Here is a 24,580-nt window from a genome sequence, read left to right as displayed (position 1 = left end):
CATGCGCACCAAGATCATGGGCGTGCTCAACGTAACGGCTGACTCCTTTTCCGACGGAGGCCGCTACCTCGACTACGACAAAGCGGTTGAGCACGCGCTCAACCTTGTCGAACAGGGCGCGGACATCATCGACGTCGGCGGTGAATCAACTCGCCCCGGCTCAACCCGAGTGCCGGAAGACGAAGAGATCGCACGCGTCGTGCCGGTTGTCGAAAAGCTCGTGTCCGAAGGTGTGACGGTCAGCGTTGACACGATGCGGGCCTCCACCATGGAGCGCGCTTTGGACGTCGGCGCGCACATCATCAACGACGTTTCGGCCGGCAAAATGGACAGCCGCATGTTTGATGTTGCCGCGAAATCCGATGCTGAGCTCATTGTCATGCACTGGCGGGGTCTGCTGACGGACGCGCGTGCCACCCACACCTATGACGATGTGGTGGCCGAGGTCCGCGATGAACTTCTGGAGCGCGTTGACGCGGCTTTGGACGCCGGGGTGAAGAGTGAGCGGATCATCCTCGATCCCGGTCTGGGCTTTGCAAAAGATGCCGAGCACAACTGGCAGCTGATGGCCGGAATCGATGAATTCAACCAGCTGGGCTATCGACTGCTGGTTGCTGGATCGCGCAAGCGCTTCCTGGCCTCGCTCATCAATCCCGACAACCCGGCAGCCGCCAGCGAGGCTGACCGGGATGCCGCAACCGCAGCAATCACCGCCGTGTCCGCCCGCGCGGGAGCGTGGGCTGTGCGCGTGCACGACGCCCGCACCTCGTATGTGGCTGCCGCTGTGTGCGATGCGATCGACAAAGCCGGTCACGACTACCAGCTGAAGAAGCAGCGGAAATGACGCACGAAATCCACCTGACAGGCCTGCGTGCCTACGGCCACCACGGTGTTTTCGACTTCGAAAAGACCGACGGCCAGGAATTCAGTGTGGACGTCAGGCTCAGGGGCGACTTCAGCCGCGCCGCCAGCACCGACCGCCTGGAGGACACGGTTGACTACGGGGCAGTGGCCGACCTTGCGGCCTCGATCGTCAGCACCGAACGCTACGACCTGATAGAAGCCCTTGCCGCTCGCATTGCCGATGCCATCGCTGGGACCATCACGATTCCCTGCCAGGTTGAAGTCACGGTGCACAAACCGTCGGCGCCGATCGCCCATGACTTCACGGACGTCACAGTTCGGGCAGAAGCCGTCAGCAGCGGCACGGCGAGTGAGGGCGCTCAGGCGAGCGGCACCTCGTCAGACCAGCGGATAACAGCGGTCCTGTCGATGGGAGCCAACCGCGACAACCCGCGCGGGCAGCTGGAAGACGCCCTGCGCGCCATTGACCGCCTGCCGCGGGTCCGCGTCGTGCAGACGTCCGGGTTCTATTCGACCGCGCCCGTCGGGGGAGTGGAGCAGGACGACTTCGTCAACTGCGCGGCCGTCGTTGAAGCTGACTGCAGTCCGCGCGAACTCTTGGCTTCCCTGCAGGGGATCGAGGTGGCTCAGGGCCGGGTGCGCGAGGTCCGCTGGGGGCCACGCACACTCGACATCGACATCGTTCGGCTGGCTGAGTCAGGCCGAGACATCGACAGTCCCGAAGCGCAGATTCTCAGCGACGACCCGGTTCTCACGCTGCCGCACCCCAGGGCGCACGAACGTGCTTTCGTGCTCGTACCGTGGGCAGAAATCCGGCCGCAGGCGCGTATTGGCTTCGGCGGCGAACAGGTTCTCGTGAGCGCTGCCGGCGAACACGTTCAGACAGCCGATCCGGCGCAGACCGTTCGCCGATTGGACTGACATGCGCCCGACAAAAGCATCGAACCTTCTGGCAGGCGGGGCCATCGGGCTCATGGTTGGGGCCGCCGGATCCTGGGTCCTGGAAAGCTGGGGCAGTCCCGCTCCCGAAGTGCCGTGGCCGGCAATCGTCGGCATGCTCCTGCTGGGCGGCACGCTCCTGGTGCTCGGCATTCCGATCAAGAGGTGGAACGACGGTGAGCGCAAGCAGCCGATCGACCCGCTGCAGGCCGCCCGAGTCGCCATGATGGCCAAAGCGTGCTCGCTGACCGGGGCCGCGCTGTCAGGGTGGTACTTGGGTTCGGGCATCTACATTCTGCTGTCTGCTGGTTTTCTCCGCACTGGCTCAGCAATGGCCATGTTCGGTACTTTTGTTGTGGCCGCGGCTCTGATGACCGTCGGAATCGTGGTCGAACGTTTCTGCCAACTGCCGCCGGACGATCCTTCAGGAGCAGCCGCATGAGCATTCCCCTGCGCGAACCCGACCTCATCCCCGTAGACAAGCGGCTTGCCCTGGTGCGGCTGCTCAACACGATCATCAGTGCGGCCATCACCAGTGCGATGGCCATCGGGGCCTACTTCACGCTCGACTTCGCCAAACCGTGGATGCTTATCTTTGCTCTGCTGTTCACACTGGGCGGCCCGCTTGTGCGGTGCATCTTCATCTTCCGTCAGGTCAGCGCCATGGGCTACAAGATCCGGCCCACGGATCTGCTGATTGAAAGCGGCATCATGTACCGCCGAACCGCCGTCGTTCCCTATGCGCGCATGCAGTACGTCGATGTCACCGCAAGCCCGCTGGAACGGTTCTTCGGGCTTGCCACCGTCACGCTGCACACCGCATCAGCAGGGTCGGACGCCACGGTGCCCGGCCTCAAGCGCGCCGACGCTGACCGTCTGCGCGAACTGCTGTCTGAACGCGGCCAGAGCGGCCTGGCGGGTCTGTGATGGCTGCGCCTCAGAAGCGCCTCGCACCCGGCGTCTGGCACAGGGTTCACCCGATGACTCCCGTCATGCAGATGGGAGGCTTCCTGGTTGCGGCATTCTTCGGAATCGTCATCTTCGCCGGCAATCTGCTGCCGAACCTGATCGGCGCGATCTTCACGGGCGGAGGTGCTCTGCGCGAAGGGTCGGAAGCCATCGGCCGTGTGCCGGTGATGTTCTTCCTGCTGCCCCTTCTGGGCATCTTCGTCATCGTCGCAGCCGGTGTCGGCCTGCTGTACCTGCAGTGGAAGAAGACCGCCTACCGCTATGACGACCGGGTGGTCGAGTTCAAACACGGCATCGTGGCCAAAGCACACCGCCACGCGAACTTTATGCGCATCCAGTCCGTCGATGTCCAACAGCCATTCCTGGCACGCATTCTCGGTCTAGCAACACTCGTTTTTGATGTTGCCGGCGGAAGCGACTCCAACATCACCATCCTGTACCTGAAGAAGGCACAGGCCGAACAGCTGCGCGACATCATCCTGGCAAACGTCCGCACCGCCAAGGCCGCCGCAGCGCCGGCCGGTCCTGCAGACTCCCTCCCAGGGGCTGCACCCCCCCACCCCAATCAGACCGCCCCGGCGGCCGGCTATGCAGGCGGGCAGGTGAGCGGCGCCTCGTCAGATGCCGTCCAGCACGGTCATCCCGGGCTGCAGAATCAGCCCGGCCAGCCGCGTCACCGGGGGCGGGATGCCAGCGGCACCCAGCACAACCCGGACGCACCCGGCATGCCAGCCGGTGCCAAGATCGTGTCAGCGCTCAGCGGGCACGCGGAGGGTGTCGGCAACGACCTCGCGGGATCGTTCCAGGAACTCATCGCGCCGTACACGCGCAGCGGGCGGATCAAACCCGACGGCGAACTCGTTCGCGTTCCGCTGCACCGAACAATCCTGGCCGCGTTTCTGTCCACCGGCGTTTTCATTTCACTCGCCCTGATTCTGCTGGCGATTGCGGCAATCGGCGTGTGCATCGCACTTGCTGTGGGCGGCTACATGAACATTGAAGCCCTTTTCGCAGTGCTCACCACCATGGCGCCCATGGCATTCGGCTTCGTGATCGCCACATTCCAAATGGTCACCAGCAACCTCAAACACGGGAACTTCTCAGCGAAGCTCACCGGCGACGGCGTGCAGATCAGCCAGGGAGTTTTCTCCACCGAACGGGTGCTGGTGCCGCTTGACCGTCTGCAGGCCGTTGAAATCCGCCAGCCGTTCATGTGGCGGATCGCCGGTTGGTACCGGGTCATGTTCAACACCGCCGGCGATTCCGGCAAAGAAGGCAAGACCCTCCTTCCGGTGGGCTCGCTGACTGACGTGCAGACGCTCATGGGTCTGGTGCTGCCCGAAGGTGTGGGCGAACTCAACTCCGGACACGCTGTTGCTCCTGGCGATGTCATTCACGAGGCGGTGGCCGGCACATTCCGCAAACCTGCCGGGGTGCCGGGTCTGTTCGCCCAGCAGCCCGGGCGGACCCGCTGGCTTGACCCGCTCAACCGCGCCCGCGCCGGATGGGCCGTCACTAAGGGGGTCATGGCTGTGCGCACCGGCCGATTCACCCGTCGGGCAATCTTCGTACCCCACGCCCGCGTGCAATCGCTCGGCTGGAATCAGGGGCCCATCCAAAGGTCATTCAAGGTCGCAACCATCTACCTGCACTCCACCCGCGGTCCGGTCAGGCCGTACCTTGAACACCTGGACGAACACACCGCACGGAAGCTCCTGTTTGACTACGCGCAGCACACCCAGCGCGCGCGTGCAGCCATGGACGCCGCCTGAGAGGACACACGTGAACCTGGACGACCAAACTCGCCTAGGAGTCGGCATCATCGGCACCGGAAAAGTCGGTGCTGTCATCGGCGCAACCCTGCGAGGGGCCGGGCACGCGATCGTGGGAGTCACAGGGGGTTCTGAAACCACTCTCGACCGCGCCGAGGCGATGCTTCCGGGCATCCCCATTCTCGAGGTGGAGGAAATCCTCGAGCGGGCCGAACTGGTCATCTTCACGGTGCCGGATGATCAGCTGGGTGATCTTGTGTCCGGTCTTGCTGAGCTCGGACGGTTTTCGCCGGGGCAGATCGTCATGCACTTCTCGGGCCGGTACGGGGCGGACATTCTGGCGCCCGCTGCCGCCCGAGGAGCGATCACACTCGCGCTGCACCCGGCCCTGTCGTTCACGGGAACCTCGATGGATCTTGAACGGCTTCGCCGCACATCGATTGCGGTGACCGGGCCGAAGACATTCCTGGCCATTGGGCAGGCGCTCGCAGTGGAAATCGGCGGCGAGCCGTTCGTTGTGGCCGAAGCTGACCGCGCTCTGTACCACGCGGCGTGTTCGCACGCGTCAAACCACGTGAGCGTTGTCATCGCCCAGGCCATGGAAATGCTCGAATCCATCGGGATCGAAGATCCGGGCCAGGTGCTTGGGGAGCTGGTGGCGGCGAGCACGTCGAATGTGCTGCGCAGCGGAGTGCGCACCCTCACTGGGCCGGTTTCCCGCGGCGACGCATCGACAGTGCGAGCCCACCTGACAGCGCTTGACGAAACAGCGGGAGAACTGGCCGGCACGGGTGATTCCTACCGTGCTGTGGCACGCGCGACGGTGCAGCGGGCGCTTGCCAACGGAACAATCACCGACCAGCAGGCGCAGAACATCCTCGACCTCCTGGTCTGAGCTCTTCCGACGTGAGCTGCGGTGCTGAACGGGCGGCCAGGAGGTACGCGCTCCTTCGCTATCCTTAGACCATGCCTGAAAATCTTGACAATGCCGCAACTGTGCCCGCTGGCGGCGCAGACGCCGAAACTCCCGAACACCTCGACCCCGAACAGCTGCGCATCCGCAAGGAAAAGCGCGCTCGGCTGCTGGAAGAAGGCCGTGAAGCCTACCCCGTGCGGGTCGGCGTCACCCACAGCCTCGGCGAAATCCGCGACAAGTACGCGCACCTCGAAGCCGGCGAAGAAACCGAGGACGTCGTCGGCGTTGCCGGCCGCGTAGTTTTTCAGCGCAACACCGGAAAACTGTGCTTCGTAACCCTCATGGCCGGCGACGGCACCCAGCTGCAGGGCATGCTGTCGCTGAAGGAAGTCGGCGAAGAAGCCCTCAGCCAGTGGAAAGCCGATGTCGACCTGGGCGACCACGTGTTCCTCCACGGCCGCGTTATTTCCTCGCGCCGCGGTGAGCTTTCCGTCATGGCCGACAGCTGGCAGATGGCCTCGAAGGCCGTCCGTCCGCTGCCGCCGATGCACACCCAGCTCGACGAAGAGGGCCGCGTACGCCAGCGCTACCTGGACCTGATCATGCGCCCGGCAGCCAGGGACATGGTGCGCACCCGCTCCAAGGTCATGTCGTCCCTGCGCCACACCTTCGAAGACGAAGGCTTCATCGAAGTCGAAACCCCCATGCTTCAGGTGATCCCGTCCGGTGCGGCCGCACGGCCCTTCAAAACCCACATCAACGCCTACGACATGGAGCTGTTCCTGCGCATTGCACCCGAACTGTTCCTCAAGAAGGCAGTTGTCGGCGGCCTTGACAAGATCTTCGAAATCAACCGCAACTTCCGCAATGAAGGTGTCGACGCCACACATTCTCCGGAATTCGCAATGCTTGAATTCTATGAAGCGTATGGCGATTTCAAATCCGCTGCTGCTCTGACTAAAAAGCTCATTCAGAACGCAGCAATTGACGCCACCGGATCTACCACCGTCACCCTTTATGACGGAACTGAATATGACCTCGGAGGTGAATGGCCGTGGATCTCAATGTACGAATCACTGGCCGCGGAATCCGGGGAGGACATTACGCCGGAAACGCCCATTGAAGAACTCGTGCGCATTGCCGACAAGCACAATGTCGACATGGAAGGCGTATTCAAGTCCCACGGCAAGTACGTGGAAGAACTGTGGGAGCACTTCCACGAAGGCAAGCTCGACGGCCCGATCTTCGTGACCGACTTCCCCGTCGACACGTCGCCGCTTGTTCGTGAGCACCCCGAAAAGAAGGGCGTCGTCGAAAAGTGGGACCTCTACGTTCGCGGCTTTGAACTGGCAACCGGCTATTCGGAGCTCGTTGACCCGGTAATTCAGCGGGAGCGCTTCGAAGCACAGGCCAAGGACGCTGCCAAGGGCGACGACGAGGCCATGCCGCTGGACGAAGAGTTCCTGCGGGCAATGGAACACGGAATGCCCCCGACCGGCGGTGTCGGCATCGGAATCGACCGCCTGCTCATGGCGCTGACCGGCCTCGGTATTCGCGAAACCGTGCTCTTCCCATTCGTTAAGCCTTTGGATTACTGAGAATATAATCACTGTTCATTTCAATGGCTCTTATAGGTTTTGATCGTTAGGGATTCCTGTGGAATATTTGAGGGTGCTTCTTCCTTCCATCGTGGTTGGGCTTCTTTTCTGGTACGTTCTGCGTGCCATTATCAAGTCCGACAGCACAGAGCGGAAGGAAATGGACCGCTACTACGCAGAAATGGAAATCCACAAGGCTCAGCGCGAAAACGCGCAGCGTGAAACCACTGAGCGTGACAGCGCAGCCGAGCCGCAGGACGTTTCTGAAGATCCACGAAAGGACCAACACGATGGCTCGCAAGGTGACGACCGTCCTCATTGACGATCTGACTGGTGAAAATGCCGACGAAACCGTTGAATTCGGCATCGACGGCAAGCTCTACGAAATCGAACTGACCGCAGACAACGCCTCGCGGCTTCGCGAACTGCTGGCCGGCTACGTCAAAGTCGCCCGCCGCGCAGAGCGCCCCGCATCAACCGGCCGCAAGACCGCCAGCCCGAAGGCTTCCCGCTCAGACCTCGCGGAGATCCGTGACTGGGCCCGCAGCAAGGGCTACGACGTCTCCGACCGCGGCCGCATCCGCGCCGACATCGTCGAGGCCTACGACAAAGCCCACTGACACAGCAGCGATTCCAGCAGAATTTCGCCCTCAGCCGAAACGCTTCGGCTGAGGGCGAAATCGCAATAAAACCGGCTCCCGCGTGGTTATGGTGCTAGACATTACGGACCGTACAGCGACCCAGGAGGGCTAATGTTCGAACGGTTTACCGACCGCGCCCGACGAGTAGTGGTCTTGGCTCAGGAAGAAGCCAAGCTGCTCAAGCACAACTACATCGGCACGGAACACATCCTGCTCGGCCTCATCCACGAAGGCGAGGGCATTGCTGCCAAGGCACTGGAAAGCATGGACATCTCTCTCGAGCAGGTCCGCGACCAGGTCGCCGAAATCATCGGCGAAGGCCAGCAGGCCCCTTCCGGACACATTCCCTTCACACCGCGTGCCAAGAAGGTCCTCGAACTTTCGCTCCGCGAAGCCCTGCAGCTGGGCCACACCTACATCGGCACGGAACACATTCTGCTGGGCCTCATTCGCGAAGGCGAAGGCGTAGCCGCACAGGTGCTCGTCAAGCTCGGCGCTGACCTCCCGCGTGTACGCCAGGAAGTCATCAAGCTCATCTCCGGTTACCAGGGCAAGGAGCCCGCAACAGCCGGAGCGGGCGGTCGCGAAGAGGGCCAGCCGTCCGGTTCGCTGGTGCTCGACCAGTTCGGCCGCAACCTCACGCAGGCAGCCCGCGAAGGCAGCCTCGACCCCGTCATCGGCCGCCGCGAACAGCAGAACCGCGTCATGCAGGTGCTGTCCCGCCGCACCAAGAACAACCCGGTGCTCATCGGCGAACCCGGTGTGGGCAAGACCGCCGTTGTGGAAGGCCTCGCCCAGGCGATCGTCGCCGGCGATGTCCCCGAACCGCTGCAGGACAAGCAGCTGTACACGCTTGACCTCGGTTCGCTGGTCGCCGGTTCGCGCTACCGCGGTGACTTCGAAGAGCGCCTGAAGAAGGTGCTCAAGGAAATCCGCACCCGCGGCGACATCATCCTGTTCATCGACGAAATCCACACCCTCGTCGGTGCCGGTGCAGCTGAAGGCGCAATTGACGCAGCCTCGATCCTCAAGCCGATGCTCGCCCGCGGAGAACTGCAGACCATCGGTGCGACAACGCTGGACGAGTACCGCAAGAACATCGAAAAGGACGCAGCGCTCGAACGTCGCTTCCAGCCCATTCAGGTGCCCGAACCCACACTGTCGGACGCCATCAAGATCATGAAGGGTCTGCGCGACAAGTACGAAAACCACCACAAGGTGACCATCACCGATGGTGCGCTGGCAGCTGCTGTGAACCTTTCGGACCGCTACATCAACGACAGGTTCCTGCCTGACAAGGCAATCGATCTGATCGACGAAGCCGGTGCGAAGCTGCGCATCACCCGCATGTCTCAGCCGTCTGAGCTCAAGGAACTCGACGACAAGATCGCCGACGCCAAGAAGCGCAAAGAAGCTGCCATCAGCAAGCAGGACTTCGAAACCGCCGCGAATGCCCGCCAGGAGGAAATGGACCTGACGGAACAGCGCGACAGCGCTGAAAAGGACTGGAAGAAGAAAAACCAGGGCGCCGGAGCAATCGTCGACGAAGAGCTCATTGCGGAAGTTCTGGCTCAGTCCACCGGAATCCCGGTCTTCAAGCTCACGGAGGAAGAGTCCTCGCGTCTGCTGCGCATGGAAGACGAACTGCACAAGCGGATCATCGGCCAGAAGGAAGCCGTCAAGTCGATCTCGCGTGCTATTCGCCGTACCCGTGCCGGTCTGAAAGACCCCCGTCGTCCCTCGGGTTCGTTCATCTTCGCCGGCCCCACCGGCGTCGGCAAGACCGAACTGGCCAAGGCTCTGGCCGAATTCCTGTTCGGCGATGAATCAGCGCTCATCACGCTGGACATGTCGGAGTTCTCCGAGAAACACACGGTGTCGCGCCTGTTCGGTTCGCCTCCCGGCTACGTCGGCTACGACGAAGGCGGTCAGCTGACCGAAAAGGTCCGCCGCAACCCGTTCTCGGTTGTGCTGTTCGACGAAGTCGAAAAGGCTCACGCCGACATCTTCAACTCGCTCCTGCAGATTCTGGAAGACGGCCGTCTGACAGACTCGCAGGGCCGCGAAATCGACTTCAAGAACACGATCATCATCATGACCACCAACCTGGGAACCCGCGAAATCAACCGCGGCACCCCCATGGGCTTCCAGGTGGAAGGTGACTCGGACGCATCGTACGACCGCATGAAGCAGCGCGTATCTGAAGAGCTCAAGCAGCACTTCCGTCCCGAGTTCCTCAACCGCGTTGACGACACCATCGTGTTCCCGCAGCTGAACAAGGAAGACATCATCAAGATCGTCGACCTGTTCATCAACCGCCTCAGCGACCGCCTGGCCGACCAGTCCATGACGATCGACGTGTCCCAGGACGCACGTCAGGTACTGGCAGACCGCGGCTTCGACCCGGTGCTCGGTGCGCGCCCGCTGCGCCGCACCATCGCCCGCGAAATCGAAGACCCGCTGTCCGAACGGATTCTGTTCAACGAAATCCGCCCCGGACAGACCATCTACGTCGATGTCGAAGGCGAAGGCGCAGACGCCGAATTCACATTCAAGGGCGTCAGCGAAAACCGCGTACCCGTCAAGGTCGGCGCTGACGACGAAGACGAAACCGGTGCTATTGCCGAAGCCGGTCCGGCCAACGCCGCCGCTTCGCACAGCGCAGGCGACAACTCGGACGGGGGAGCCGCCCGCGAAGCCGGAGCAGAAACCTCCACCGACAGCTGATCGCCTCAGCTGAAAGCCAGAAGGGCCCGCGAACGGAACACCGTTCGCGGGCCCTTCTACACTGAGAGCATGCCCGCCAATGCACCCGCAGACCCCGTCGCCCAGCAGCTGTCAGCCGCCTATTCGCCCATTCGGCTTGAAAGCGGCCTGTTTCTGCGCCGGGCACGTACTACTGACGCCGCGAAGATCAACGCACTGACCCAGCCGCTGGTCGAAGAACGCGTCCTGGTGGCCAAGGACATGGTCAGCTACTTCGAAGCGCTGCAGCAGTTCCGGGTGATCGTCGACATCGCCGAAGACGGCACTGAAACCCTCGCCGGCTGTGCTGCCCTGCACGTGTTCTGGGACGAAATCGCAGAAGTTCGCACGGTTGCAACCAGTCCGGACTACCGCCGCAGGGGAGTGGGCCGCACACTCATCACGACCCTGCTGGAAGAAGCCCGCATCATGGGCATCAAAAAGGTCTTCTGCCTGACATTCGAAACCGAGTTCTTCACCAGCCTCGGCTTTGAGCAGATTTCGGGCATCCCGGTTTCCCCAACCGTTTTTCAGGAGCTCCTGCACTCAACTGACGAAGGAACCGCCGAGTTCCTCGACCTGGCCCGCGTCAAACCCAACACACTGGGCAATAAGCGCATGATCATTGATCTGACGGAGACTGCGCCTGCGGAAGCGTAAGAACGCTGCAGCGCTCTCCTGACTGCTCTGCCGTCTGACGGCACAGCAGCCCATCGGCCTCAAGGTCATCTACGAGGCGCGCAATCCTTTCACCGTCAGCCAGCCGACGGACCTTCGCTATGCCGTCCTGCACTTTCTCCGGCAGCAGGGCGGCCGCATCCACATCGAAATCCACGGTGTCCGCAACAAGCAGATCCGCTCGCACCGGTGTGCCGTGGGAGGTGCGCAGCAGACCCATGATCGCCCCGCGCAGCTGACGATCCGTGCCATGCCAAGCCTGCGTTTTCGGTTTGCGTTCGGGGCTTGCGGGTTTGCCCGCAGCAACCCACGCGCACTGAGCCAGCAGCGGACACTCATCACACTGCGGACTGCGGGAGGTGCACACCAAAGCGCCGAGCTCCATGGTCCCCGCATTCCAGCGGACCGAACGCTGCGGTGATTCCGGCAGCAGTTCGCGGGCCCACGCCGTTTCTGCTTTTGTCGCGTTGCCGGGGTGTTCGTGGCCGTCGACTGCGCGGGCAAGAACCCTGCGGATGTTGACATCCAGAATCGCTGTGCGCGCACCGAAGGCGAATCCCGCAACGGCAGCCGCCGTGTACGCCCCGATCCCCGGCAGGCCCACCAGCACCTCCTCATCGTGCGGCACGTTCCCGCCGTGATCAGTGACGATTGCCTGAGCGCACTCCTGCAGCCGCAGAGCACGCCTTGGGTAGCCGAGCGTGTCCCAGGCCAGCAGCACATCCGCGGTCGAGGCGGATGCCAGATCCGCTGGAGTGGGCCACTTCCGCATCCACTCGGTCCAACGAGGTGCCACTCGGGACATGGGGGTCTGCTGGGACATCACCTCGGACACCAGAACACCCCAGGCGGAGGTGCCCGGCTTCCGCCAGGGCAGGGGGCGTTCGTGCTGGGCGAACCAGTCGATGACAGCGGTGTGCAGAGCCTCGAGATCGGCCGGTCGGCGGTGTGTCCCACGGACGGAATCGGTGTGGCGACGTACGCTCAAAGGGATGACTCCTTCCAATGCTCCGAGGCCGGCAGCGCCTGTGCGCCGCCATCCTCCCGAAGTGTACCGACGCCGCCGAATGACGGTGCTGGGCTTGGCTGTGCTCATCCTCGCCCTGTTCATCGTCGGAATCGTTCTGCTCGTGCAGGCTCTGTCAGGTTCAGGCGAGCAGACCGCCAAACCTGCCGACCAGCAGGAAGCGGCTGCTGGGAAGGCCGAAGAGGAACAGCAGGAGCAGGCTCCCGGGCCCGAAGGCGATGAGGCCAGCGGCACGTGTCCTGTCGACCAGGTGACTCTCGCTGCGGGAATGGACAAAAAGGAGTACAAGCCCGGCGATAAAGCCACCATGACTCTCAACGTCAAGAACGAACACTCGGCCGCCTGCCAGATTGAGGTCGGTTCTGCTTCGCAGCAGTTCATCATCCAGCAGGATGACAAGACAGTGTGGGATTCAGCGTGGTGCTCCTCTGATGGGCAGGACGAACAGCGTGTGTTCGCGCCGGGAACCGCGAAGAACACCACTCTGTCCTGGTCGCTGGTGCCCACAGACAAGAACTGCAACAAAACCGCCGACAGCTTTGAACCCGGCGAATACCAGTTGGTTGTGAAACTGGGTGAAGTCACAAGCCCACCGCACCCCTTCACCGTCATTGACGAGCCCGAAAAGGACAGCGACGAAGACGGCAAAGACGATAAAGCCGACAAAAAGGACGGCAAAGCCAGCAAGAAGGACAGCAAGGCCGACAGCAAAGACAGCTGATTCTGCTGTTGCCGCTGATGCTGTCAGCTGATCTGGAAGACACGTGACCGAAAGGCACGTGTCTTTCTGCTTCTGTGCTCGTGTCTGGCTAGGATGGTGACATGGCACACATCATTCCTCTGGACAATGGCGTCCCGAAAGCTGACGACGCCGCATTTCTCGCTCCCACGGCCACCCTTTCCGGTGACGTGATCATGGCTGAAGACTCCAGCGCCTTCTACGGGGTTTCAGTCCGCGGTGATACCGCGACGATTTCGGTAGGAGAGCGCACCAACCTGCAGGACAATGTGGTTCTGCACGCTGACGAAGACTATCCCTGCACTGTGGGCAATGACGTCACGGTCGGCCACAGCGCGGTGGTTCACGGCTGCACAATCGGTGATCGCACGCTCATCGGCATGTCCGCCACCATCATGAACGGGGCAGAGATCGGCAAGGACTGCCTGGTGGCCGCCGGTGCGCTGGTTCTGGAAGGCACCAAGGTTCCCGATGGGTCGCTTGTTGCGGGTGCTCCCGCCAAGGTTCGCCGTGAACTGACCCAGGAAGAGCTCGACTTCCTGCCGCAGTCAGCCGCGCACTACGTGCAGACTGCCCGCCGTCACGCGAAGGCGATCGACTGACAACACCGAAGCTGAAATGCCGGCAGGCAGTGTTCACTCCTGCCGGCAGCATGCACAAAAGGCTCAGCGCAGCCGCACTCAGCTGTAGGCAATGTCGACGGCATCGCGCAGAGTGGTGCATTCGGCCACGCGCATGCCCTCCGGCACCGTGATGTCGGTGAGAGAGCCTTTTGCGACGATGGCGCGGCTGAAACCCAACCGGGACGCTTCAATCAGGCGCTGCTGAATTCCGGGAACCCGCCGAATTTCACCGGACAGGCTGATTTCGCCCACTGCGACCAGTCTGTCTTTGGGCGGCCTTCCCGCATATGCGCCTGCCAGGGCCAAACAGACCCCCAGGTCGACTGCGGGCTCAGACAGTTTGATGCCGCCGACGGTCGACACGTAGACGTCGTGGCGTCCGCTGATGCTCTGTTCCAAACTGCGGCCGACAACAGCGATGTTCATAGCCACGCGGGAAGAATCGAGTCCGTTGACCACCCTCCTGGGTGAGCCGCCGCCCTCCTGGGGGTCGACGAGCGCTTGGATTTCGACGATCATCGCTCGCTTGCCCTCAAGCGCAACCGTCAGGCAGGTGCCCGGCGAGTTCGATGATCCGACGAACATCTGGGCCGGATCGACAACACTGCTGATGCCGGTTTCGTCCATGTCGAACAGGCCGACCTCGTCAGTTGTTCCGTAGCGGTTCTTCAGAGCGCGCAGAATTCGCATGCGCGAATGCCTGTCGCCTTCGAAGCTGCACACGACATCCACCAGGTGCTCCAAGATCCGCGGTCCGGCAACATTGCCGTCCTTGGTTATATGGCCAACAAGGATGGTGGGCAGTCCGCGCACTTTGGCTTCGCGGATCAGGGACGCCGCGACTTCCCGAACCTGGGTGACGCCGCCGGGAACACCGGAGACTTCTGATGAACCAACTGTCTGCACGGAGTCGACGATCAGCAGGTCAGGGGAAACCGCTTCGATTTGGCCCAGCACCGTGGCCAGATCGGTTTCTGCTGCCAGCAGGAGGTGCTCCTGCACCGCACCGATTCGCTCAGCGCGACCGCGCACCTGCCCCTGCGATTCTTCGCCCGTGACGTAGAGGACCCGCTGCCCGGCCGCCGCGGCCTTGCCGGCAACATCGAGCAGCAGAGTGGACTTGCCGACGCCGGGTTCTCCGGCCAGCAGAACAACCCCGCCGGGAACAAAGCCGCCGCCGAGCACACGATCGAGCTCATCTACCTGCGTGGAGCGCGCACGGGCCGAGGCAGGGTCGATTTCAGTCATGGGCTTAGCGGCTGTCAGCGCTGTGGGCTTAGCCGCTTTCGTCTTGGCAGAGGCTCCCAGCTGGACAGCCTCTTCCAAAGTTCCCCATTCCCCGCACTTGGGGCAGCGGCCCAGCCATTTGGGGCTCCGGTAGCCGCAGTCCGTGCATTCGTAAGTCATATGCACAGCGTGCCATGAGGCACTGACACAGAGGGAATCAAACCGGCCTGACCTCCACCTCGACAGCGGCCGGAAGCCTGGTTGTTGTGCCGGGATGCGTCGCTTTGCAAAGACCCTGCGAAATCCGTGTGTGTAGTGTGGATATCTGACCAGTCACCAGTTGACAGCAGAGGAGAACGAAGGATGACCGCCGACAACTCGGCCGATCCGACACCGGACGACTCCACGGCTTCGGATCGCTCAGCGGATTCCACACGGCCAGATCAGTCCGACGGCCCAGCCGGATCAGTCCGATCTCATGATCGAGTTGCGCTGGAGGACCGGCTCAGCGAATCTCAGAACGCAGCGCTGGTCGACCCGCTTGACCCTGAAGCGGGCGAAATCCGCCCCATTGACAACGAGGCCGCCGACCTGCGCATCGTGGGTCAGCTTCGCGCCCAGGGCGTGAAAATCGGCCGCGGCTTCATCACCCCGCGAGTCTTCTGGCCCTCGCTCATCATCACAGCGATCATCACGATCGCCGCAATCGCACTGCCAGACGCCACCGGCAGCGTTCTGACCACCGCGCAGGAGTGGATCGTCAGTGCGCTCGGCTGGTGGTACATGCTCGTGGTGGCCATTTTCATCGTCTTCGCCCTGTACTTCGGGCTGAGCAAGTACGGCGGAATCAGATTGGGACGAGACAACGAAGAACCCGAGTTCGGCTTGATCCCCTGGTTCTCCATGCTCTTCGCAGCGGGCATGGGTGTGGGACTGGTGTTCTACGGTGTGGCGGAACCGCTGATCTACGCGACATCAGACCCGAAGCCCGGCTGGGAAGGCGGGCCTGAACAGCTGGCCAAACACGGCATGGCCCAAACCTTCATCCACTGGGGCCTGCACCCGTGGTCGATCTACGCCATCATCGGCCTGGCCCTGGCCTACGGCATTCACCGCCGCGGACGCCCCGTGTCGATCCGCTGGGCACTCGAACCGATCCTGGGCAAGCGCGTCCACGGCTGGCTGGGCGATGCCGTTGACGTCGTCGCTGTCATGGGAACCATCTTCGGCGTCGCCACGTCGCTGGGACTGGGCGTCCAGCAGATTGCTGCTGGTGTGCAGTCGATGGGCCTGATCAGCGAAGTGAGCGAAACGCTGCTGGTCGTGCTCATCGTGGTCATCACCCTCCTTGCTACGACATCCGTGGTCAGCGGCCTGGGCAAGGGCATTAAGTGGCTCTCGACCGGAAACCTGACCCTGGCCGGAGTCCTGCTGATTTCGATCATCATTCTGGGTCCGACCGTGTTCATCTTCCGCAACCTGGTGGAATCACTCGGCTTCTACCTGGCCGATTTCTTCAACATGACGATGGACACCGCCACCTACACTGGCGATGACGGCCAGACCTGGGCTTCCTCCTGGACCCTGTTCTACTGGGGCTGGTGGATTTCGTGGGCACCCTTCGTCGGCGTGTTCATCGCCCGCATTTCTCGCGGCCGCACAATTCGCGAATTCATCATGGGCGTCATCTTCGTGCCCACAGCGGTCGGCTTCCTGTGGTTCTCGGTGATGGGTTCGACCGGCATTCTGCGCCAGCTGACGGTCGGCGACCTGTGGGATAAAGCATCCGGCGAAGGCGTTGTGGCCGAAAGCGCGCTCTTCCAGGTGCTGAACACGCTTCCGCTGGGCAGTGTGCTGTCAGTCATCGCGATCATTCTGGTGACGATCTTCTTCATCACCTCCTCAGACTCCGGTTCGCTGGTTGTGTGCATGCTGTGTTCGGGCGGTCACCCCAATCCGAAGCTGTGGACGCGTGTCCTGTGGGCGTTCCTTGAAGGTGCGATCGCCATCGCCCTGCTGCTGTCCGGCGGTCTCGAATCGATTCAGGCGGGTGCGCTCGCCACTGCTCTGCCGTTCAGCATCATTCTGCTGCTGATGTGCTTTGCGACACTGCGTTCGCTCAAGCTCGACCAGAAGCTGGTCGAGCGTCAGCGTCTGCTTGGCCGCGCGCAGGCACTCACCGAGCACGTGCGCGAGGCTGTTGTCGACGACCTTTCCGAAGGCGGATTGGTGCCGGACGAGGACTGGTCTGACCGTATGCGCCGCGAATGGGAAGAGAGCCTGGACAACCGGATTGACTACCGCATTGAGCGTACGGCACCTGCTCTGCTGCCCATGCGCAAAAAGAATCCGCCGCAGTCGGAGGACTGACGACAGGAGCGGAAGTCATGAGAAAAGGCACGAGGGTCAGCTCCGCCTCGTGCCTTTTCCTCACCCGGGTCTTCTCTGAAGACCCCTGTTCTTTTGAGCTCAGCTGAGTACAGTTGGAACATGAGCCTGCTCGTTGATGACCTCATTGTTCTGCTCAGCAAACCTGAAGGCCCCGTGGCCGTCGGCAAAGATGTCGATGCGATGCTCGCCGGGGCGGTGTTCTCTGATCTCCTCGTGGCTGGTGCTGTGGCCGTGCCGGATCCTGACCAGAAGAAACCGCGGGTGGAAATCATAGACGGCGCGGCACCCGCGGATCCGTTTCTTACGGCTGCGCTTGCCCGATTGACGGAAGCGCAGGACAAAAGCACAAAACCGCTGACCACGCAGAAAGCAATTGAAGCACTCACCAAGGACCTGCACGGTTCGCTCATGGAGCGGCTGCAGAGGCAGGGGACTGTGCGTTCAAAGCAGAAGAAGTTCCTGTTCATCCCAGCCGGCACCGCGTGGCGGTTGGCTGATGGGGTTACGGGTGATGAGCTGCGGCAGTCAATTGCACGTCAGCTGGACACCGGGCCCATTGCCACTGCACCGAAAGTCGATGAACACACGGGCGCGCTTCTGGGGCTGCTGGCTGCAGGAAAGAAAGTGGACCACGCGATAGACGGCTCTGCCCCGAACCGCAAGGAGCTCATCAAACAGGCGCAGGAGGCCGCAGAAGCTTCGGCCGCGGACAGTGCGGTGCGCAAGGCCATCAAGAAAGCCGCAGACGAAGCCGCCATTGTGGCAGCCAGTGCCGCCATTGCAGCCTCGACCACCGTGGTCACCAGCTCCTGACTCCCGCTGTCACTGCTCCTTTGTGCGGGCGTGCTTGATGAGTGTGCGTTCGGCAAGGCTTTCGCCGGCACCGTCCTGCAGGTGGACAACCACGTCGAGGCCCAGTTCGTTGAGCTCTTCTACATCTTCAATGTACATGGCCACCGATGCGATTGTGGTGTCCTCAGTGTCAACGTGAGAAGCGCGGATTTCCTTCACGGCGTCGACATTGGCGTGCTGTGCGGGCATGGCGAGCATGATCATGTCGATCTGGTGGGCGGCTTTGACACGCGCCCAGAAGTCGATGTCGGTAGCGTCGCCTTCCACCACGTTGCAGCCCTTCCCCTGAAGTTCGCGCACGCGCACGGGGTCGTGCTCGACGCCCAGAACCTGTTCATCGCCGAGAATCCCCGTCAGCTCCGCGTAGCAGGCCTGACCCACGCGCCCCATACCCAGGATGAGCGCCCGTGCCTGGCCCAGGTCGATGGGCCGGTCTTCAGGGTGGATGAGGTGGGGCGGACGCGTGGGCAGGCGCTGAGCCAGATGTGTTGCAGGGGAAACCGACTGCGGGTTGAGCACAGCGGACACGATGAAGCTCAGAGAAACCGCCAAGACGAGTGAGAGCATCCAGCGGGTGTCCAGCCAACCGCTGTCGACTCCCATAGCGGCGATGATGAGCGAGAACTCCGAATAGTTCGCCAGAAGAAGCGCTGCCAGCACGGCTGTGCGGTTGCGCAGGCCCAAGTACCACAGGATTGCCCAGAACAGGATTGCCTGTATGGGGATGAGCAGCAGAAGCAGGAATGCATCGACCAGGTTCTGCATGGTGGGCAGGCCCATGAAGCCGACGTTGACGAAGAACGCAACGAGCATGAGCTCCTTGAACGTGAACAGAGCGTGTGACAGCTGTTCGGCACCGGGGGAGCGGGCCAGGACGAGGCCCATGATGAGAGCTCCCAAGCTGCCTGACAGGCCGAAGAACTCAAACAGCGCGTAACCGGGAATGAGGGCCATTGCGATGCCGAAGAGAGCACCAAGTTCACCGTGGCCGAGCTTGTACCAGCGGCGGGTGGCGACCATGAGAAGCGGAATGACCACCACCAGGCTCAGCGACCACGCGCTGGGTGCTTCGCCGCGCAGAATGCTGATGAATATGACGGCGGCGATGTCCTGCATGATGAGGATGCCCACACAGATATTGCCGTAGAGGGACTGTTCGTCACCCCGGTCCTGCAGGATCTTGATGACAACGATCGTCGATGAGAAGGCCAGGACCACGCCGATGCGCACTGCGACCTGAAGGTCTGTGGGACCGAAAGCGCCGAGAATGTTCAAGGCTGTGATGAAAGCGGCGCTTATCGCGGTCATGATCACAATGTGAGCGCCGGCGGTGAACCACACGGCCTTGTCTGTGAGGGCTTTCAGGTCTAAGCGCAGGCCGATGGCGAAAAGCATGAGCGTGACGCCGATGTCGGCCAGGACCTCCATCGCCTGCATCTGCTCCACACCCTGCGCATTGAGGATGAACCCGGCCGCGAGGAAGCCGATGAGCGGAGGAAGCCGGACAGCCCAGGCGGCGAGGCCGCACAGAAACACCGTGGCTACATAGACGATAAGCAGATCCATGATTCACAGTTAACTACTTTTTGTCCCGGCATGTGCTCGGTCGGTGTCGTGTTGTGTTCCGTTTCAGAGTCAGCAGCGACCCAATAGGCCAGCCGTGAGCGCAGTTTCAAAGGCGCGAAAATCTAGGCGGCTGCTGTCATGTTTATGTAACCTGACTGTGACGCCAGGTACATTTTGTCCCGGTAATTTTGTCCAGTCATTCAGCAAACTTGACGGAGGAGAACATGGCTCAGCCGCCCTACGACCCATACGGCAGCAATCCGGAAAACGCAGAAGGCAACGCTGCTTTCGGGCAGGACAGCGGTTCGCCGTACGAACAGCCGCAGGAACCGGCCGCCCCGCCGGCACCGGAAGCTGCTCCAGCGAGCCAGCCGACTGATGCTGGACAGACGGCAGCCTACGACCCGTACAGCCAGCCGGCAGCGGACAACCAGGCTCAGGGCCAGCAGTCCGCCCACAGCCAGCCGGCTGACAACGGTGCATACAGCCAGCCCGGCGCCGGCTACCCGGGTCAGGACCAGCAGGCGGCTTACAGCCAGCCCGGCCAGCCCGGCACTCACCAGGCCGGATACGGCCAGCCCGGCCCAGGTGCCGGCGCACCCGGTGCTCCCTACGGCTATGACCCGGTGTCGGGCCTGCCCTACAGCGAAAAGTCCAAGCTGGTTGCCGGTCTGCTCGGCATCCTCTTGGGCGGTTTCGGTGTCGGCCGTTTCTACACCGGCCACATCGGCTTGGGTGTTGCGCAGCTGATCGTCACGTTCGTCACCTTGGGCCTCGGTTCGCTGTGGGGTCTGATCGACGGCATCATCATGCTGGCGGGCAACGCCAAGGACTCCAACGGCCTGCCGCTGCGCCCCAACTAATGCGCAGCTGATCGTCACGCCCGGCCAGCAGCTGGGTGCAGAAAAGGTGTGAGCCGCGAACACTGTGTTCGCGGCTCACACCTTTTGCATCTGCGGGGCTGTTTTAGGCGCCGACCGAGGTGCCCAGGAACGCACCCACGAGGTAGGTGTGCTGACCGGGACGGTGATCCAGTCAAAGAAGTCATCCGAACGTTCAGCGAACCCTTACAGAGTCGAGCCCAGGGCATGACGAGATGCGGTCTATTGTCTCCACGTCAGCGGCTACGACGGTGAACGGCGCATCCCAATGCGAATCGAGCATCCAGAATCTGTCATCGGCCCACATCAAGTTAGGCCACTCGATCCAACCATCAGCTGTACACAGCGACTCCATCAGCTCAAGACCCGTACCAGTGAACTGGCACATGAGGAACCGTTCACCGCCGACAGCCACAAGTTGTTGATCAGATGCGATGATCCTGCCTTCTGCGTTGCGATGCATACCGGTGTGCGGTGAGGACGGGGTAACAAGAACATCCGCGCTGAAGCCAAGGTGCACAGATGTCCGAACGGGGCACAGAATCTGCAGCAGGATCTTCGCTTGAGCATGATCCAGTTCCCCAGTAGTAGGTGAGAATCGATTCCGTCCCGCTGAGAGTTCGATTGCGTCCGCGCCTCGAGACTTGTCAGCCTCTAGCCATTTGAGCGGTTGGCCGTTCTCGTCCTCAAAAGGATGGAGAATCGCCGCAGCTGACATGTTGCCGAAATCTGGTATTCGTGTGGTCAGGCTCAGTCCGAGCACATCGACCTGCAAAGGCTCTCGGCTCGTCAACCATGCCGCATCGTCATAGGTCATCTGAAGATCTCCGATCGGCAGTCACCCGCTGCGCAGAACCGCTGCTTACGGGAGCACGCCGCAGTGTGCCAGAGCGAGTTTCACAATACTGTGCTGGCCGTGCGCCATGTCTTCGGCCACAGTGTCGGCCAGTGCCTGGGCGGGCGTGTACCAGTCGACTGACAGCGCGTCTTGGCTGGGCTGGCATTCGCCGGTGACGGGAACCGTGTAGCACAGCGCAATCGCGTGTTGCCGCGGATCGTAATAGCGGGACTCACCCTCGGTCGGGAAGTACTCCGCCACGTGGAACGGGGTGAGGGACTCTGGAAGGCGGGGGAGTGCCAGCGGGCCCAGATCGCTTTCGAGGTGCCGCTGAAGGGCCGCTCGCAGGGGCTCGTGATACTTGACGCGCCCACCCACGAGTTCGCGTCCCAGCCGGCCTTCCGACTGGCGCATGAGCAGGCCGATGCGTTCGACTTCGCCGGCCTGGCCCAGCAGCAGCGGCACGGCGTGCACGTAGGTGATCGGCAGGCGACGGCGAAGGTAGGCCAGTTCGTCTGCGGAGAACCAGTTGTCGTCGTAGTCCAGAGCGGTGCGCGTCATGGGGCCATCGTAGCGGCAGAAACCGCTCCGATGGGGTGGTTCAGTCGAGTGCGTCAAGTCCCAGGTCGAGGTTGACAACAGAGTGGGTGAGAGCGCCGACTGAAATGACGTCGACACCGGTGGCCGCGATGTCGGCAATCGTGTTCAGGTTGACGCCGCCGCTGGCTTCCACAACGGCGCGGCCGGCCACCTGCTCAACTCCCTTCCGCAGCTGATCGGGAGTGAAGTTGTCGAGCATGATGGTGCCGATCCCAGCTGCAACCACCGGTTCGATCTGTTCGTGCCGGTCGACTTCCACCTCGACGTGCACGGTGTGGCCCAGTTCAGCGATACCAGCGCGCAGAGCTTCCGCGAGCGCGTCTCCTTCGCCCAGCAGCGACAGGTGGTTGTCTTTCAGCATTACGGCGTCAGACAGTCCGCGGCGATGATTGTGTCCACCACCGCAGCGCACGGCGTAGCGCTCCAGGAACCGCAAGCCCGGGGTGGTCTTGCGGGTGTCCGCAACCCGAACAGAGCCCTGCTTGCTTGAGCTGCGCGCAAAGCCGCGCTGCGCCTCGTCAGTGAACTTCTTGGTGACAGCGGCAATTGCGCACATGCGCTGCAGCAGGTTCAGCCCCAGGCGCTCGCCCAACAGGACCGCGCGGGCAGGTCCCGACATGCGGATCAGGTGGTCGCCGGTTGTGAACTCCTGCCCGTCGGCAACGAGCACCTCGACCTCGACCGGCGCGGTCCTGCTTTCTTCAGCGGCAGCCGTCATGACTTCGGCGAAGACTCCGCCATCGGCCATCACACCCGGTTCGCGGGCGGACACAACACCAGTGAAGAGAGCAGACTCGGGAATGAAGGTCTGTGCCGTGATATCGCCGGCCGGTGCGTCTTCGACAAAGGAGCGCTCAATGAGGTTTCGCAGTTCGAGGCGGCTGATGGCGGGAGTGCTTGTCATTTCGGCATCCTTTCGACGCTGGCTGGTTCCTGGGCCGCGGGAGGCTGTTTCGCTGAACACACGCAGACTACGGGATCCGCGCCGCGCATGGGGTCCGGCACGTCCGGAAACTGAGACCTGGATCAAAGTGTGTGGCCGGTTGCACAGTGCGTTGTCGGTCACGCTAGACTTATCTTGATATCAAGATACTTTCGGGGTGCGCACCCCCGCGCACCTTCGCGACCATGGTCGACCCAGAGGAGAACCCATGATCAACCACGAAGTACGCACGTACAAGAGCTCGGAAAAGCTGGCACACGAAGACCAGCTCGCCTACAAGATGGCCGAAGTTGCCGTCGACCCGGTTCCGGTCGACGCTGACGTTCAGGACATGGTCATCAACCGCGTCATCGACAACGCCGCCGTTGCCGCCGCATCGGTCCACCGCAAGGCCCCCACCTCGGCGCGCGAGCAGGCCATGCCGCACAAGCTGGCTCCCGGTGCCAACATCTTCGGTCTGGCCACCGACTACCGCGTGTCCCCCGAATGGGCAGCATGGGCAAACGGCGTTGCAGTCCGCGAACTCGACTTCCACGACACCTTCCTCGCGAAGGAGTACTCGCACCCCGGTGACAACATCCCGGCCGTCCTCGCAGTTGCCCAGCACAAGGGCATCGGCGGCAAGGACCTCATCAACGGCATCGCCACCGCATACGAAATGCAGGTCGACCTGGTCAAGGGCATCTGCCTGCACGAACACAAGATCGACCACGTGGCGCACCTCGGTGTCGCTTCGGCAGCCGGCATCGGCGCCATGCTCCACCTGGACAAGGAAGTCATCTTCCAGGCCATCGGCCAGGCACTCCACGTGACCACGGCAACCCGCCAGTCGCGCAAGGGCGAAATCTCGTCCTGGAAGGCGCACGCACCCGCATTCGCCGCCAAGATGGCAATCGAATCGGTTGACCGCGCAATGCGCGGCGAGGGCGCCCCGAACCCCATCTACGAAGGCGAAGACGGCTTCATCGCCTGGATCCTGTCCGGTCCGGAAGCCCGCTACACCGTCCCGCTGCCTGGCAAGGGCGAAAGCAAGCGCGCCATCATGGACACCTACACCAAGGAGCACTCCGCCGAATACCAGGCGCAGGCTCTCATCGACCTCGCCCGCAAGATGGGCAAGCAGATCGACGACTTCTCGAAGATCAAGAAGATCACGATCCACACCTCGCACCACACCCACTACGTGATCGGAACGGGTGCAAACGACCCGCAGAAGATGGACCCGAAGGCTTCGCGCGAAACCCTCGACCACTCGATCATGTACATCTTCGCCGTCGCCATGGAAGACCAGGGCTGGCACCACAACGACTCCTACGCACCGGAGCGTGCTGGACGTCCCGAAACGGTCGAACTGTGGCACAAGATCGAAACCCGCGAAGACCCCGAGTGGACCCGCCGCTACCACTCGACCGACCCGGACGAAATGGCTTTCGGCGGTCGCGTGGAAATCGAATTCGAAGACGGCTCGACCCTCGTCGACGAACTCGCTGTCGCAGACGCTCACCCCAACGGTGCACGTCCGTTCGAGCGCGCTGACTACATCAAGAAGTTCCACACGCTTGCCGACGGCATCGTGTCGGACTCCGAACAGAAGCGCTTCATCGACCTGGCCGAAAACCTCGCCGACCTCGACGGCAAGGCAATCGGCGAACTGTCGTTCGTCGTCGACGGCCTGGACAAGACCACCACATCGGGCATCTTCTGATCTCTGACTTCAGTCACTGATCAGAAGATGACGTGCGCCTGCCGCGTCCGCGCGGACGCGGCAGGC

General features: G+C 62.3%; 23 protein-coding genes. 17 read left to right on the top strand and 6 right to left on the bottom strand.

Annotated elements, in window-relative coordinates; translation table 11 throughout:
- The first annotated feature begins 1 nt into the window (after position 1).
- The 11 genes from folP (at position 2) to HMPREF3172_RS08930 (ending at position 11,104) form a co-directional block, all read left to right on the top strand.
- On the top strand, positions 2-844 hold the full coding sequence (gene folP, locus HMPREF3172_RS08980; RefSeq protein ID WP_070517048.1) for a dihydropteroate synthase: 843 nt from the start codon (positions 2-4) through the stop codon (positions 842-844).
- Positions 841-1,785 carry a 2-amino-4-hydroxy-6-hydroxymethyldihydropteridine diphosphokinase gene (gene folK / locus HMPREF3172_RS08975; protein WP_070516940.1) on the top strand — a complete coding sequence of 315 codons (945 nt, stop codon included), beginning with the start codon at positions 841-843 and terminating at the stop codon, positions 1,783-1,785. Before folP ends, folK begins: the two co-directional genes overlap by 4 nt.
- Before the next feature lies 1 nt (position 1,786).
- Entirely contained in the window at positions 1,787-2,245 is a 459-nt protein-coding gene (locus HMPREF3172_RS08970; RefSeq protein ID WP_019174547.1) for a DUF3180 domain-containing protein, read from the top strand.
- Positions 2,242-2,730 carry a PH domain-containing protein gene (locus HMPREF3172_RS08965; RefSeq protein ID WP_070516937.1) on the top strand — a complete coding sequence of 163 codons (489 nt, stop codon included), beginning with the start codon at positions 2,242-2,244 and terminating at the stop codon, positions 2,728-2,730. The genes HMPREF3172_RS08970 and HMPREF3172_RS08965 overlap by 4 nt, the downstream gene beginning before the upstream one ends.
- 53 nt (positions 2,731-2,783) lie before the next feature.
- Complete coding sequence (locus tag HMPREF3172_RS08960) at positions 2,784-4,544, top strand: PH domain-containing protein (RefSeq protein ID WP_176746146.1); 1,761 nt, start codon at positions 2,784-2,786, stop codon at positions 4,542-4,544.
- A gap of 10 nt (positions 4,545-4,554) precedes the next feature.
- Positions 4,555-5,439: a Rossmann-like and DUF2520 domain-containing protein gene (locus HMPREF3172_RS08955; protein ID WP_062022011.1), complete on the top strand. Its 885-nt coding sequence runs from the start codon at positions 4,555-4,557 to the stop codon at positions 5,437-5,439.
- 71 nt (positions 5,440-5,510) lie between these two features.
- Positions 5,511-7,058 carry a lysine--tRNA ligase gene (gene lysS / locus HMPREF3172_RS08950; protein ID WP_070516933.1) on the top strand — a complete coding sequence of 516 codons (1,548 nt, stop codon included), beginning with the start codon at positions 5,511-5,513 and terminating at the stop codon, positions 7,056-7,058.
- A 73-nt stretch (positions 7,059-7,131) separates the two neighbouring features.
- On the top strand, positions 7,132-7,380 hold the full coding sequence (locus HMPREF3172_RS08945) for a hypothetical protein (protein WP_019174552.1): 249 nt from the start codon (positions 7,132-7,134) through the stop codon (positions 7,378-7,380).
- Complete coding sequence (locus HMPREF3172_RS08940; protein WP_070424835.1) at positions 7,349-7,678, top strand: histone-like nucleoid-structuring protein Lsr2; 330 nt, start codon at positions 7,349-7,351, stop codon at positions 7,676-7,678. Before HMPREF3172_RS08945 ends, HMPREF3172_RS08940 begins: the two co-directional genes overlap by 32 nt.
- Positions 7,679-7,810: 132 nt before the next feature.
- Positions 7,811-10,426: an ATP-dependent Clp protease ATP-binding subunit gene (locus HMPREF3172_RS08935; protein WP_070516931.1), complete on the top strand. Its 2,616-nt coding sequence runs from the start codon at positions 7,811-7,813 to the stop codon at positions 10,424-10,426.
- 69 nt (positions 10,427-10,495) lie between these two features.
- Entirely contained in the window at positions 10,496-11,104 is a 609-nt protein-coding gene (locus HMPREF3172_RS08930; protein ID WP_176746145.1) for an amino-acid N-acetyltransferase, read from the top strand.
- Here the strand turns inward: HMPREF3172_RS08930 and HMPREF3172_RS08925 are convergent.
- The gene (locus HMPREF3172_RS08925) at positions 11,067-12,110 is read right to left on the bottom strand and encodes an HhH-GPD family protein (protein ID WP_070516929.1); all 1,044 of its coding nucleotides are present in this window, start codon (positions 12,108-12,110) and stop codon (positions 11,067-11,069) included. The genes HMPREF3172_RS08930 and HMPREF3172_RS08925 overlap by 38 nt on opposite strands.
- Before the next feature lie 61 nt (positions 12,111-12,171).
- Between HMPREF3172_RS08925 and HMPREF3172_RS08920 the strand changes: the two genes are divergently transcribed.
- Together HMPREF3172_RS08920 and HMPREF3172_RS08915 are read left to right on the top strand one after the other, a co-directional pair.
- Positions 12,172-12,870 (top strand): hypothetical protein, encoded by a 699-nt coding sequence (locus tag HMPREF3172_RS08920; protein ID WP_141741624.1) that lies wholly within the window; start codon positions 12,172-12,174, stop codon positions 12,868-12,870.
- 101 nt (positions 12,871-12,971) lie between these two features.
- Positions 12,972-13,490, top strand: a complete 519-nt coding sequence (locus HMPREF3172_RS08915) for a gamma carbonic anhydrase family protein (RefSeq protein WP_019174558.1) — start codon at positions 12,972-12,974, stop codon at positions 13,488-13,490.
- Positions 13,491-13,568: 78 nt separating this feature from the next.
- Here the strand turns inward: HMPREF3172_RS08915 and radA are convergent, their stop codons facing one another.
- Positions 13,569-14,918, bottom strand: a complete 1,350-nt coding sequence (gene radA, locus HMPREF3172_RS08910) for a DNA repair protein RadA (protein ID WP_070516927.1) — start codon at positions 14,916-14,918, stop codon at positions 13,569-13,571.
- A 183-nt stretch (positions 14,919-15,101) separates the two neighbouring features.
- Between radA and HMPREF3172_RS08905 the strand changes: the two genes are divergently transcribed.
- A complete protein-coding gene (locus HMPREF3172_RS08905) occupies positions 15,102-17,108 on the top strand; it encodes a BCCT family transporter (protein ID WP_070516925.1) in 2,007 nt (668 codons plus the stop codon).
- Between the two features lie 120 nt (positions 17,109-17,228).
- On the top strand, positions 17,229-17,942 hold the full coding sequence (locus HMPREF3172_RS08900) for a GOLPH3/VPS74 family protein (protein WP_061940764.1): 714 nt from the start codon (positions 17,229-17,231) through the stop codon (positions 17,940-17,942).
- Between the two features lie 9 nt (positions 17,943-17,951).
- Here the strand turns inward: HMPREF3172_RS08900 and HMPREF3172_RS08895 are convergent, their stop codons facing one another.
- Positions 17,952-19,547 carry a cation:proton antiporter family protein gene (locus HMPREF3172_RS08895; RefSeq protein ID WP_070428415.1) on the bottom strand — a complete coding sequence of 532 codons (1,596 nt, stop codon included), beginning with the start codon at positions 19,545-19,547 and terminating at the stop codon, positions 17,952-17,954.
- Positions 19,548-19,771: 224 nt separating this feature from the next.
- Between HMPREF3172_RS08895 and HMPREF3172_RS08890 the strand changes: the two genes are divergently transcribed.
- The gene (locus tag HMPREF3172_RS08890) at positions 19,772-20,410 is read left to right on the top strand and encodes an NINE protein (RefSeq protein ID WP_062022036.1); all 639 of its coding nucleotides are present in this window, start codon (positions 19,772-19,774) and stop codon (positions 20,408-20,410) included.
- 193 nt (positions 20,411-20,603) lie between these two features.
- On the opposite strand, the gene HMPREF3172_RS08885 is transcribed toward HMPREF3172_RS08890, so the two are convergent.
- From HMPREF3172_RS08885 to nadC, 3 genes are read right to left on the bottom strand one after another with little or no spacing between them, the layout of a single operon-like run.
- Positions 20,604-21,245 carry a hypothetical protein gene (locus HMPREF3172_RS08885; RefSeq protein WP_070516923.1) on the bottom strand — a complete coding sequence of 214 codons (642 nt, stop codon included), beginning with the start codon at positions 21,243-21,245 and terminating at the stop codon, positions 20,604-20,606.
- A gap of 45 nt (positions 21,246-21,290) precedes the next feature.
- Entirely contained in the window at positions 21,291-21,827 is a 537-nt protein-coding gene (locus HMPREF3172_RS08880) for a DUF4916 domain-containing protein (protein WP_070516921.1), read from the bottom strand.
- Between the two features lie 40 nt (positions 21,828-21,867).
- The gene (nadC, locus tag HMPREF3172_RS08875) at positions 21,868-22,770 is read right to left on the bottom strand and encodes a carboxylating nicotinate-nucleotide diphosphorylase (protein WP_070516918.1); all 903 of its coding nucleotides are present in this window, start codon (positions 22,768-22,770) and stop codon (positions 21,868-21,870) included.
- A 247-nt stretch (positions 22,771-23,017) separates the two neighbouring features.
- Here nadC and HMPREF3172_RS08870 point away from each other — a divergent pair, with 247 nt between their 5' ends.
- On the top strand, positions 23,018-24,514 hold the full coding sequence (locus HMPREF3172_RS08870) for an MmgE/PrpD family protein (protein WP_061940752.1): 1,497 nt from the start codon (positions 23,018-23,020) through the stop codon (positions 24,512-24,514).
- Positions 24,515-24,580 lie beyond the last annotated feature (66 nt).

The organism is Brevibacterium sp. HMSC08F02, assembly GCF_001807555.1.
In the GTDB taxonomy this organism is placed as follows: domain Bacteria; phylum Actinomycetota; class Actinomycetes; order Actinomycetales; family Brevibacteriaceae; genus Brevibacterium; species Brevibacterium ravenspurgense.
Note: the sequence above shows the minus strand (reverse complement) of the source record. Positions and strands in the feature narration are given on the sequence as shown.